Below are 12207 nucleotides of genomic sequence, written 5' to 3' on the forward strand. Positions count from 1 at the left end.
CACAGTCCGGGGACTGGCCTGCGAACGCTCCACATGAGTGACATGCGAAATCGCAGCAGTGGGGGCAGTCATCTGGATTGCACTGGCGGAGCCAGTGCCACCCAAGTTCAGCTCTTGTAATCGCGCTTCGCCAGGTGGGCGTAGTTGAACTCCAGCTTCTCTTTGTGGAGTTCCGGCTGGGCTCCATCGCCCTTGTATTCCCAGGCGGCGGCGTAGCGGAAGTTGTCGTCGTCGCGGAGGGTTTCGCCGTCTTCGGTCTGGTGTTCTTCGCGGAAGTGGCCGCCGCACGACTCTTCACGGTTGAGCGCGTCCTGGACCATCAGCTCGCTGAACTCGAGGAAGTCGGCGACGCGGCCGGCGTGCTCGAGAGTCTGGTTGAGCGATTCACCGGCGCCGGGGATGAGGACGTTCTTCCAGAACTCCTCGCGGAGATCGCGGATCTTGCCGATGGCCGTTTTGAGGCCCGCGGCGTTGCGGGCCATGCCGCAGTAGTCCCACATGATCATCCCGAGCTCGCGGTGGAGCTCGTTCGGAGTCCGCTTGCCGTGGACGCCGAGGATGCGGTTGACGCGGCCTTTGGCCTCGCCGAGGACCGATTCAAAGCCGGCTTCGCTGCCGGCGACTTTCCCCATCTTCGAGCCGTGCGTGCCGAGGTAGTTGGCCACGGTATAGGGGGCGACGAAGTAGCCGTCGGCCAGACCCTGCATGAGGGCGCTGGCGCCGAGGCGGTTGGCGCCGTGGTCGGAGAAGTTGGCTTCGCCGAGGACGAACAGGCCGGGGATCGTGCTTTCAAGCTGATAGTCGACCCACAGACCGCCCATGGTGTAGTGGACGGCGGGATAGATCCGCATGGGGACCTTGTAGGCGTCCTCGTCGGTGATCCGTTCGTACATCTCGAAGAGGTTGCTGTAGCGGGCTTTGACCGCATCCAGGCCGTCGCGTTTGATGGCGTCGGCGAAGTCGAGATAGACGGCCTTGCCGCTGCTGCCGACGCCGAAGCCGGCGTCGCAGCGTTCCTTGGCGGCCCGGGAGGCGACGTCACGCGGGACCATGTTTCCGAACGCGGGGTAGCGGCGTTCGAGGTAGTAGTCGCGGTCGTCGATCGGGATGTCCGGCGGGGGGCGGTGGTCGCCCTGGCTCTTGGGCACCCAGACTCGGCCGTCGTTGCGAAGGCTTTCGCTCATGAGCGTCAGCTTCGACTGGTGGTCGCCGGAGACGGGGATACAGGTGGGGTGGATCTGCGTGTAGCAGGGGTTGGCGAAGAAGGCGCCGCGGCGATAGGCGCGCCAGGCGGCGGTGACGTTGCAGGCCTTGGCGTTCGTCGAAAGGTAGAAAACGTTGCCGTAGCCGCCGGTGCAGAGGAGGACGGCGTTGGCGGTGTGGGTCTCGAACTCGCCGTTGAGGAGGTTGCGGGTGATGATGCCGCGGGCCCGGCCGTCGATCGTGACGAGGTCGAGCATTTCGCGGCGGGGGAACATCTTCACGCGGCCGAGCTGCACCTGGCGCATGAGGACGCTGTAGGCGCCGAGGAGGAGCTGCTGGCCCGTCTGTCCGCGGCAGTAGAAGGTCCGGGAGACCTGGGTTCCGCCGAAGGTGCGGTTGGCGAGGGTGCCGCCATATTCACGGGCGAAGGGGACGCCCTGGGCGACGCACTGGTCGATGATGTTCGCGCTGACGGAGGCGAGGCGGTAGACGTTCGACTCGCGGGCGCGGAAGTCGCCCCCTTTGACCGTTTCGTAGAAGAGGCGGTAGGTGCTGTCGCCGTCGTTGTGGTAGTTCTTGGCGGCGTTGATGCCTCCCTGGGCGGCGACGCTGTGGGCGCGGCGGGGGGAGTCCTGGATGCAGAACGCCTTGACGTTGTAGCCCTGCTCGGCCAGTGACGCGGCCGCGGACGCTCCGGCGAGGCCGGTGCCGACGACGATGATGTCGTACTTCCGCCGGTTGCCGGGGGAGACGAGCTTCATCTCGTTCTTGCAGTGGTCCCACATCTCCGGGACCGGAGCATCGGGAATGCGGGAGTTCAGCCGGGAGGACTGAACGATCGTGGAGTCGGTGACTGCGGTCGTCATGGAAGAACATCCGACGGAGTCGGAAGCGCGAAGTGTGAGTGAATGGATCGGCGACTACTCGGCCGGTTTGGCTTCGACAGCGGCCGGGGGCGTTTCCGCGTCCGGAGTCCTGGATGCAGATCCCATCAGGATCGGGAAGCTGGCAAAGCCGATCGCCACGACGAGGGCGAAGACGATCGAGGTGCGGTCCAGCAGCTTGTTGTATTTGGGGTGGTTCAGGCCGAGCGACTGGAAGGCGCTGCGGAAGCCGTGGGAGACGTGGACGCCGGCGAAGATGCTGCCGACGACGTAGATGATCTTGCGGGACATGTCGCCCATGATCATGACGGCCCACTGGAACGGCTCGAAGACGGCCTTGTCGCGCGACTTGAAGTCGTAGATGTGGATCGCCATGAAGATGAAGACCACCGCGCCGGTGAAGAACATCATCGATTCGGGCTGAATGCCGAGGATGCGGTTGTAGATCTTGGTGTGTTTCTGCTGGTATCCGACCGGTCCGCGGGCGTCGATGTTGTTCCGGGCGGTCGCGAACGCCAGGTAGAGGTGGACGACGATCGCCAGGTAGAGCGGGATTTCGGCGGCCAGGAGGAGGCCGGGGTTGGAATGCAGCTTGTGGGCGTAGTCGTTGTAGGGCCCGGGGCCGGCGTACAGCAGGAAGTTGCCTGCGAGGTGGATCGCCAGGAAGGAGCAGAGGAACAGGCCGGTCAGCGCCATGACATATTTTTTGCCAAGGGACGACCGCAACACAGCAAGCAAAGAGGTCACGAGGAAACTCCGGAACGCCGGGAGGTCCGGGCGATGGGATGGCCGCGCGGAAGCGAGTCAGGGTGGTCGGAACCGCGGCGTGCCCGAAAGTATAGGAGATCGCTAACCCCCTTCAAACGGAGCGTTTGTGGTCAGGGATCGCGTGTCTGAAAAATGGGAAGTGGGTCTCTCCCGGGGGCGAAACCGCTTGGAACAGGCGGTCGCCGGAGGGGAACAGACCGTGTGGATCGGCCGGGATCAGCCCGCCGCTTCAGCAGGTTTACGGGGCGGGGGCAGCCGGCTTGAATTTTCCGGCGTCGTAATCCGCCCAGAACTGCTCGGGGGTGCGGGTGGGAACGGTTTCCTCGAATTGGAGGTCGAGCTGGGTCAGGGTGGACATTCCGCGAATGACGTCGAACCCTTCCTTGATTGTCGAGGGGGTCAGGATGAGGCGGGTGAGCCGCAGGCGGGCGAGGGGCCGGAGATCGGTGACGCCGGTTCCCGCGATGTTCAGCCGCTGCAGGCTCGGAAAGTCCGCCAGGGGGCCCAGATCGGTGACGGGGGCTCCCTGCACATCGAGGCTGGTCAGGCCGGTGGTGAGCAACGGCTTCAGGTCAGTCACTTTCGTGTTCCGGAGCCAGAGGATTCCCAGGTGGGTTCCGGCGAGCGGGCCCAGATCGGAGATCGAGGTGTCGCAGAGGTTCAGCTCCGACAACATCTTGCCGGCCAGCGGGCGAAGATCGGTCACCGGCGTCTTGTTGAGGTAGAGCTGGCGGAGCGGAAGGTCTTTGAGGGGGGCGAGATCGGAGACCAGGGTCGATTCGAGATAGAGCGCTCCCAGCGGCATTCCGGCCAGGGGAGAGAGGTCTTTGATCTTCGTTTCGGAGGCGTCCAGGGCTGTCAGCTGAAGCCCTTTGAGCGGAGCGAGGTTGTCGACGGGAACGCCCTTCATGCTCAGGGAGGTGAGCGGCAGCTTCGAGAGCGGGCCGAGATCGGTCACTTTCGTCTCGGAGATGCCGAGGTTCTCGACGGGAAGCGACGCGATCGGGGAGAGGTCGGCGACCGGCGTCCGGGTGAGGTCGAGGGTCTTGATCGGGTGATCCTTGAGAGGGGTGAGGTCGGTGACCCCCGATTCGGCCAGGTGGGCCTCGACAAACTCGTTGCCCGCTTTCTGGAAACGGGCGCTGTCACGGGCTTTGAGCCGGCGGCGCAGCTCGCTGGCCGTGAGAGCGGGGGTTTCGGGCTCCTCCGGTTCTTCCTGCACCGCGGCGTCGGGGGTGTTGGCGGCGGGAGGAGGCGTCTCCCGGCCGCAGCCGGCGAACACGACGCTGACGATTAAAGCTCCCGCAGAAAGGACGGGCAGCGACAGGAAGCGGGAGAGTGCCATGGGAGCGCCGAAGAGTGAGGTGACACTGCGGTTGTAGTCCGGCCACGGTGTCGGCCGCAATTTGGCAGGGCGGGCGCGTGAGGTTGGACCATGCAGGGGACAAGTCTATTCCGATCAACATTTGCCGTGCGGAATCACTGACCGGCTGGTAAGTTCAGAGGCATGAAACTCCAGCAGACAGAACAAGGGCCCTCGAATCGCGACCTTGCCGTCTCAGCGGCAGCGATGGCGGCGAGTCTGCTCTTCAGCCTGTCCCGGGACGAGCCCAGCGAGATGATCGTCTTCTGGACGACAATTCTGCTCGCGTCCCTCCTGCTGCGATTGTGGTCTCGAAGGATGCAAAGTCGCCTCCGCGCGGGTCAGTCCGGGCCGAGTTCAAACTGACCCGCGACCAGCGGTCTTGCCTACTGCGGTCTGAAGACTGGAAACCACCGACCGGCAGATTCCGCTTGAGGTGATTTCCCGTTCGGGAATAAGGTTGACCGATCAGGGACGTCATTGCGGCGACGCGTTCCCGCGTCGCCACCCATGGAAGGAAACTGAGATGTTCGAAACGCGGATCTCCGGTCCGGTGGCCGTCATTGGCGACGTGCACGGACAGACCGAGAAGCTGGACGCGATTCTCAGCCAGCTCGATCAGCGTGGAGAACTCGCCCGGCGCTGGATCGTGTTCATCGGCGACCTTGTCGATCGGGGCCCCGATCCGGCCGGCACGCTCGACCTGGTTGCCGAACTGATCCGCGACGGCGTGCGGACGACGGTGGTCTCAGGGAATCACGAACTGGCGATGTGCGGCGCGCTCAACATCCTGCCGGCGCCGGACTACTGCGACTGGCGCAAGCGCTGGCTGGGGGGCTACGGCGCGGAAGCGACGTTTGCGTCCTATGGCATTCGCTTCGGCGACTGCGAGGCCCTGGCCCGGGCGATTCCGGTCGAGCACCGGGAGATCATCGCCGATGCTCCGTGGAGTGTGGAGCACGAACAGTTCTTCTTCGTCCACGCGGGGCTCGATCCGCACCTTCCGTTTGCAGCCCAGAAGAAAATGCTCGGTGCAAGGGATCTCTCCCTGAACAACCCGGGTTGGCTGTGTTCGAAGCGCTGGCCGTTTGAATCGCTTCCGGGCGACTGCACCAAGACGGTCGTCTCCGGTCACGTGCCGCTGCCACAGGTGCAGATGGACCGCAACCGGATCCTGCTCGATACGACAGGCGGAGTGGACGGCGACCTGAGCTGCGTCCTGCTTCCGGAGCGGACGATCGTCACCTCGCGGAAGGCGGCCCCGGTGAAGAAACCGGCGTTCAGCCTGGCGCGAATGTTTGGCCGGTCGGCCTAGTTTCGTTGTCGACGCTGCATCTCAAAACACAGAAACGCCCGGCGTTCCTGGGAACGCCGGGCGTTTTGAACTTCGAGGCCATCAGCCCGCCGACGCTGTCACGGCAGGGCGATCGTCTTCAGGGCGAGTTCGCCCTGGGTGTCGATCACGACGATGGCGCGGGCGTCGTCCAGCTTGTCGAGCTGGACGACGCCGGTGAGTTCATCGATCTTTTCGAACGACTGGCCGGCCGTGCCGCCCCCCTTGACCGGTTCGGTCAGGCCGGGGTTCTTGTCGAGGTCTTTGGTGCTGACCTTCATCACGCCGCGGGCGCTGTTGGCGACGAGCAGGAACATCTCGCCGTCCTTCTCGTAGGCGACCATATCGAGCGGCTGGTTGCGGTTGCCGAGTTCGGCGACGGTCGTCCCCTTGATCTTCTGGCCGTCATCGACGGAGCTGAGCGGGAACTTCACCAGCGGCGTGCACTGGAAGCCGGCGAGGAGGTGGGGCTGGCCGCCGATGTTGAACGGGATGAAGGCGCGGATGGGAGCGTAGTCTTCGAGCTTGCCGTGGGCGGCGTGGTAAATCTCGAGACCCGCGACGTCGGTCTTCTGGCCGAAGGGGAACGGCATGGCCTGCACGGTGGAGGCGTTCTTCGAGTCGGCGGCGACGAGACCCGAGGCAATCACCTGTCCGTCGACGAAGGCGAGATCGGTGATGGAGTCGTTGCGGGGATTGCGGGTGCGACCGTTGGTCGTGACGTCCTTATCTTCCGGTGCGTTCGGAATCTTGGCGCTGGAGTTGGCGACACCTTCGAGAGCGACTTTCACGAGCTTGCCATCCGTCAACTTCGCGATCGTCGGGTGGCTGCCGCTGATCGAAACGAATACGCTGCCGGAGAGCGGGTTGACGGCGAGGTCGACGACCTTCGCGCCGTCGCCGGCGAGCGCCTGGGCCTGCTTCTCGAGGCCGGTGGCTTTCACTTCTGCGAAGGGACGTTTGCCAACGCCATCCTGCGTATCGATGGCATAGACGGTGGCCGCCTTGGGATCCGCGATGAGCAGGACGCTGTCCGGGCCGAAGGCGAGCGGTCCGGCCGACTGCAGTTTGACGTCGCCTTTCTTCAGGCCGAGCTTTTCGGCGGCGTTGAGAGACGAGGCCGCGCCGACGAGGGCGAGGGCGGCGAGAAGGAGAGAATCGCGTCGCATGGGAACCTCCGGGCGGGACTGGGAGTCCCGGAACGAGAGTCGGGAATCGGACACCTCCGCAGGGGGCTTAGTTTACGCGCGGCCCTCGTGATTTGCACGGACGGGCCCGGCGGACATGAGTCGGCTTGCCAAATGGAGTATGGTTCGGGACTCACGACCGAGTGGCGAAACAGGCAGACGCACGGGACTTAAAATCCCGGGAGGTTCACCCCTCGTGCGGGTTCGATTCCCGCCTCGGTCATTTGGCCTTCTTCTGTGGGCCGTTGCCTCTGACCGCTCCGCTTTGGCCCTTCAGCCCGCGATCGCCTCGTTGAAGAGTTCCGGTGACCTCAGCCGGGCGGTGAGCGCCTCGATGTCGCTCAGGGCGGAGGATGCCACGCCCGCGTTGCCTTCCTTGGCGGCGCGTTCCAGGCGCGAACTTGGCGCCGTCAGGTCGTTGAAGCCGGCCGTGCCGCCCGAGCCCTTGAGCCAGTGCGCGGCTGCGGCGAGTTCGGTCCACTGCTCCGCGTCCGAATACCTGCGCATCTCCTTGATCCGCGTTTCGAGCTTCGTCACGAACTCGCACACGATCTGCCGGAACACGATGTCGTGGATCGGCAGCGTCGAGTGAATCCAGGGCTGCTGCTCGCCGTCCGTCGGTCCGGAGATGGCCTGGCGGGTGGCGGCGACGTCGACCGATCGCTGCAGGAACTCGCTCAGCTTCTTCAACAGTCGCGTCTCGTCGATCGGCTTCGTCATGTAGCCGCTGCAGCCGGCGGCCAGGCACTTCTCTTCATCGCCGCTCATCGCATGGGCGGTGAGGGCGATGATCGGCACGCGTGAGCCGGCGCTGCGGATCTGCGATGCCGCGGAGTAGCCGTCGAGGAGCGGCATCTGCATGTCCATCAGGACGATGTCGAAGTCGCCGGAGAGGGCCATGCGGACGCCGTCGATGCCGTTGGTGGCTTCGGAGATTTCCAGTCCGTGCCGCTCGAGCATGATGCGGATGAGCTTGCGGTTGGTTTCGCCGTCCTCGACGACGAGCACCCTGCCCGGGGCGAGGACGATCGTGTCGGCTTCGGGCGCGGGCGAGGCCGTTTCGATCGCGGGGGGCTGATCGAGCAGGAGGGCTTGGTCGATGTGTCCGGGGTCGATCGTGACGGTGAAAGTGCTGCCGACGGATGGCTGACTGGCGACTTCGATCGAGCCGCCGAGGGCCTCGGCGATATGGCGGCTGATCGCCAGTCCCAGGCCTGTTCCGCCGAAGCGGCGGGTGACGGAGGCGTCGGCCTGCGCAAACGGATTGAAGATCTCTTCGAGCTGGTCGGCCGGAATCCCGATGCCCGTGTCCTGCACTGAGACCTGCAGGCGGTACGCGCCGTGCTGTTTCACGAGCCGGCCGGTGACATTCACGGCTCCGCGTTCCGTGAACTTGACGGCGTTGCCGACGAGGTTGATGAGCAGCTGGCGCAGCCGCGAGGGATCGCTTTCGATCGCGCGGATGGCCGGGCCTTCCCAGCGGTAGTTCAGCTGGAGTCCCTTTTCGGCCGCCTTGATCTTGAGGACGGAGGTCGCCTCGCAGATCACCTGATGCGGCGAGCAGGGAATGCACTCCACTTCAAGACGGCCGGCTTCGATCTTGGAAAGGTCGAGGACGTCGTTGATGACGGTCAGCAGGTGCTTGCCGCTGGTGGAGATGATGTCGAGGTAGTCTTTCCGGATCTTCTCGTCTTCGCCCTCGACCCCGCGGCGCAGCAGGTCGGCGAATCCGAGGATGCCGTTCATCGGCGTGCGGATTTCGTGGCTCATATTGGCCAGGAACTGCGACTTGGCGACCGAGGCGGCGAGAGCTTCGCGGGTTTTCTGTTCGAGGGCCTCCGTCCTCAGGCGGACGAGGTCTTCCAGGTGTCTGCGGTGCAGGGCGAGTTCGGCGTCGCGGTTCTCGATCTGGATGAGCATGTTGTTGAACTCATCGCACATCTGTCCGAACTCATCGAAGGTGTGGCGATGGGCGCGGCGGGAGTAGTCGCCAGTTTCGGAGATCGCGCGCGCGGTGTGCACGAGGTTCAGCACGGGCGCCGAGATCTGTCGCTGCAGGTAGCCTGCGAGGAGCGCGGAGATGAGGATTCCGGCCAGCGTGACGCAGAGGATGAGGAGCATGTGCTCCTGGGCCTCGGCCCACAGGCGGTCGGCCGTGACGTGCAGGCGGACCTGCCCGATCACTCCGGCGGAACTTCGGACGGGCCGGGAGACGATCAGTCGCTCGGAGCCGAACAGCAGAGGGCTCGACTGGCCGGAGATGTCTCCGACGGGATTGGCGGCGAATTCGACGACGAGCCGGTCGTGGGCGTCGCGGAGTTCGGCCGAGATGACGCTGGGGTCTTTGGTGATGACCTGCAGGGCCTTCAGGGCTTCGTTGGGGTCGTGGTCCTCGAGGGCCCGTTTGCAGCCTTCGCCGACGACGCCGGCGAGGGCGCCGTAGAAACGCTCGATCGACTGCTGGATGTTCCGAATGTCGTACATCGCCAGGGCCATGGCCATGAGCGACAGCGCCAGCACGCTCGTCACTGCTCCGAAGAGCGTGAGCTTGCGGCTGATCGACAGTCGGTTCAACAACTGCATGAACGACCCGGTGGATGGAAATGTGGCCCCGGACGGCCGGACCGCAGTCCCGCCGCACCTTGCCTGAACGGTAGGTCAAGAAAAGTCGACGTGCCCGGCTCTCATCCACTCAGGCCAGTAATTTGTGGTGTTCGGGAATCGGGGACGGGGATTCCCGCAACCGCCAGGCGGAACAAGCGTTAAAGTCGGCATTCTCGCCCCCGTCTCGCTCCCCGGTCCGCGGGGGCGTGATTGCGTCGCGGAATCGGGCCTTCTAAACTCCCGTGTTCTGCATTTTCCCTTGCGGAATCGCATTTCTTTCAGCGTCTGACACGACCGGCCGTCCGCCCATGTTCGAAGGCATTACGAACGCCCTGACCGATGTTCTTGGCAGCTTCCGCGGCCAGCTCACGGAGTCGAACATCCGCGACGGGATGGGGAAGGTCCGGAATGCGCTTCTGGAGGCCGACGTCGCCTACGACGTGGCCAAGGCGTTCTGCGACCGCGTCGTTGAGGAGGCGGTCGGTGAGAAGGTCCTGAAATCGCTGCGCCCCGAACAGCAGATCGTGGGCATCGTGTTCCAGGAACTCGTCAACCTGATGGGGCCGGTCGATCACTCGATCGAGGTCCGCCGCGGCGAGACGACGGTCCTGATGATGTGCGGCCTGCAGGGGTCGGGAAAAACGACCACCTGCGGCAAGCTGGCGAGAATGCTGAAGGAGCAGGGCGCCAAGCCGATGCTGGTCGCGGCGGATCTCCAGCGTCCTGCCGCCATCGAGCAGCTGAAGGTGATCGGCGAGCAGATCGGCGTGCCGGTCTACTCCGAGGACCCGGCGAAGTCGAACCCGGTGCAGGTCTGCGTGAACGGCCGGAAAGCGGCCGGCCAGCAGGGCTGCAACCTGCTGATTCTCGATACGGCCGGGCGTCTGCATGTCGACGACGCGCTCATGAAAGAGCTGCAGGAGATCGACAACAAGCTGATGCCGCACCAGTGCCTGCTGGTGTGCGATGCGATGACGGGGCAGGACGCGGTGAAATCGGCGGCCGCCTTCAATGAGGCGCTCGAGCTCGATGGTGTCATCTTCACGAAGCTCGACGGCGACACCCGGGGCGGGGCCGTGCTGTCGGTGAAGGAAGTCACGGGCGTGCCGATCAAGTTCGTCGGCATGGGCGAACAGCTCGACAAGCTCGAGCCGTTTCATGCCGACCGCATGGCGCAGCGGATCCTCGGGCAGGGAGACGTGGCCACGCTGCTGGAAACGGCGCAGAAGGTTCTCGACCAGGATGAAATGGCCCGCCAGCAGGAGAAGATGCTGGCCGGGAAGTTCACGCTCGACGACTTCCTGAAGTCGATGGAGCAGATCACGAAGATGGGACCGATGAAGTCCCTGATGAAGATGATCCCGGGGATGGGGCAGCTGTCCCAGGCGATCGATGAAGCGCAGGGGATGGACCCGGACAAGGACGTGAAGCGTCTGCGGGCGATGATCCAGTCGATGACGCTGGATGAGCGGCAGAACCCGGACAAGATCGACCGGTCCCGCAAGAGCCGTATCGCCTCGGGAAGCGGGACCGAGCCGCAGCAGGTGACCGAACTGCTCAAGCAGTTCAAGACCATGTCGGGCATGATGCAGAAGATGGCCGGGCTGAGCATGATGGACCGCTTCAAGGCGGTGCGGGGAATGGAATCGGAACTGATGAATCCGGCCGGTCCGGCATTCCAGCGCGAGAAGCAGCGGAGCAAGCGGGGCCCCGAGCTGCGCGACCAGTTCCGCGACAAGAAGAAGGACGCCCGCAAGTCGGCCAAGGCCCAGAAGAAGAAGAACCGCAAGAAATAGGTCGCGCTTCAGAGCCGCAGTGGACCGGCAGGAGGGGAGAGGCCGTTTCGCGCGGGCTGCAGGGGCTGCCGGTGATCCGGCCTGAAGCGAATGTCCGGACTCACGGCTGCGGCGCTCGTTCTGATTCTCTGGCGGCCCTGATTGTCTGGCGGCAGGGACTGCCGGAGCGGTGGCTGAAGGTGCTGGTTTCAGACGGGCGGAGGTGGAAATCGCCGGGCCCGGGGCGCGGGCCGGGCTGATGACTCTTGACGAAGGCGGCGATCCTGACACAATCTGCGATTCGCGCCGCGCCCGGATTGCGTTCGGGATGCGGCGTGAGCGTTTGCATGCGTGTCGCAGGCGACGATCAGAGTTTCTCAGGTCGACGGCGTTTCAGACGGCTGCCCTGGTTTGGCCCGGATCTCGGGCCGCAGCGGGTCTGAACAGACCGTACCGAGCTTGGAGTCAGAAGTGGCAGTTCGTATTCGTATGAAGCGTATCGGGCGGACTCACCGTCCGTTCTACCGGATCTGCGTGATGCACCAGCAGAACGCCCGCGACGGCAAGGCCATTGAAGAGGTCGGCACGTACGACCCGATGGTGGCCGACAAGTCGAAGCGCGTCGTCCTCAAGATGGACCGGATCGACCACTGGGTCAGCGTCGGCGCCCAGCCGTCCGACAAGGTCGCGGTCCTGATCAAGAAGGTGAAGACGGGCAATTTCGGCACCGCGAAGGCTCCGGCTCCGATGCTGGCTCCGAAGGAACGGCCGAAGCCGGCACCCGCCGAGGAAGCCCCGGCTGCGGAAGCACCGGCTACGGAAGGGGAAGCCGCCGAGGCTCCGGCCGAGAGCTGATTCCGGCGAGTATCGACGATTCGATCACGACTCGCGCTGCAAAATGCAGCGCGAGTTTTTTTGTGCCCGGTGCAATCAGCGTGAAACAGGCTCGGCGTGCTTGTTTTCAACTGTTGAACCGATAAGTTGGCGTCGATGGATTCGCTGGTGTCCATCGTGGGTTGCTGTTGATTACGGGTTGCTTGAGTACGCGTCGCTGAGCGTCTGCTTCTTTGGAGGGTTGCTACCGAAGGGT

General features: G+C 64.5%; 8 protein-coding genes and 1 tRNA gene. 4 read left to right on the top strand and 5 right to left on the bottom strand.

What is annotated here, in order from left to right; genetic code table 11:
- Positions 1–107 precede the first annotated feature (107 nt).
- From Pan44_RS01940 to Pan44_RS01950, 3 genes are all read right to left on the bottom strand, one after another.
- On the bottom strand, positions 108–2069 hold the full coding sequence (locus Pan44_RS01940; protein ID WP_145026721.1) for a fumarate reductase/succinate dehydrogenase flavoprotein subunit: 1962 nt from the start codon (positions 2067–2069) through the stop codon (positions 108–110).
- Between the two features lie 54 nt (positions 2070–2123).
- Positions 2124–2834 carry a succinate dehydrogenase cytochrome b subunit gene (locus tag Pan44_RS01945; protein WP_145026723.1) on the bottom strand — a complete coding sequence of 237 codons (711 nt, stop codon included), beginning with the start codon at positions 2832–2834 and terminating at the stop codon, positions 2124–2126.
- 259 nt (positions 2835–3093) lie between these two features.
- A complete protein-coding gene (locus Pan44_RS01950; RefSeq protein ID WP_145026725.1) occupies positions 3094–4200 on the bottom strand; it encodes a leucine-rich repeat domain-containing protein in 1107 nt (368 codons plus the stop codon).
- A 544-nt stretch (positions 4201–4744) separates the two neighbouring features.
- Here Pan44_RS01950 and Pan44_RS01955 point away from each other — a divergent pair.
- A complete protein-coding gene (locus tag Pan44_RS01955) occupies positions 4745–5533 on the top strand; it encodes a metallophosphoesterase (protein WP_145026727.1) in 789 nt (262 codons plus the stop codon).
- A 98-nt stretch (positions 5534–5631) separates the two neighbouring features.
- On the opposite strand, the gene Pan44_RS01960 is transcribed toward Pan44_RS01955, so the two are convergent.
- Positions 5632–6720, bottom strand: a complete 1089-nt coding sequence (locus tag Pan44_RS01960) for a hypothetical protein (RefSeq protein WP_145026729.1) — start codon at positions 6718–6720, stop codon at positions 5632–5634.
- Between the two features lie 155 nt (positions 6721–6875).
- Between Pan44_RS01960 and Pan44_RS01965 the strand changes: the two genes are divergently transcribed.
- Positions 6876–6961: transfer RNA gene (locus Pan44_RS01965), tRNA-Leu, on the top strand.
- A 50-nt stretch (positions 6962–7011) separates the two neighbouring features.
- Here Pan44_RS01965 and Pan44_RS01970 read toward each other — a convergent pair.
- Entirely contained in the window at positions 7012–9321 is a 2310-nt protein-coding gene (locus tag Pan44_RS01970; RefSeq protein WP_145026731.1) for an ATP-binding protein, read from the bottom strand.
- Positions 9322–9650: 329 nt separating this feature from the next.
- Between Pan44_RS01970 and ffh the strand changes: the two genes are divergently transcribed.
- Both ffh and rpsP read left to right on the top strand, forming a co-directional pair.
- Positions 9651–11138, top strand: a complete 1488-nt coding sequence (ffh, locus tag Pan44_RS01975) for a signal recognition particle protein (protein ID WP_145026733.1) — start codon at positions 9651–9653, stop codon at positions 11136–11138.
- A gap of 450 nt (positions 11139–11588) precedes the next feature.
- Entirely contained in the window at positions 11589–11972 is a 384-nt protein-coding gene (gene rpsP, locus Pan44_RS01980) for a 30S ribosomal protein S16 (RefSeq protein ID WP_145026735.1), read from the top strand.
- Positions 11973–12207: the final 235 nt, after the last annotated feature.

Origin of the sequence: Caulifigura coniformis, from assembly GCF_007745175.1 — a bacterium.
Taxonomy (GTDB): Bacteria; Planctomycetota; Planctomycetia; order Planctomycetales; family Planctomycetaceae; genus Caulifigura; species Caulifigura coniformis.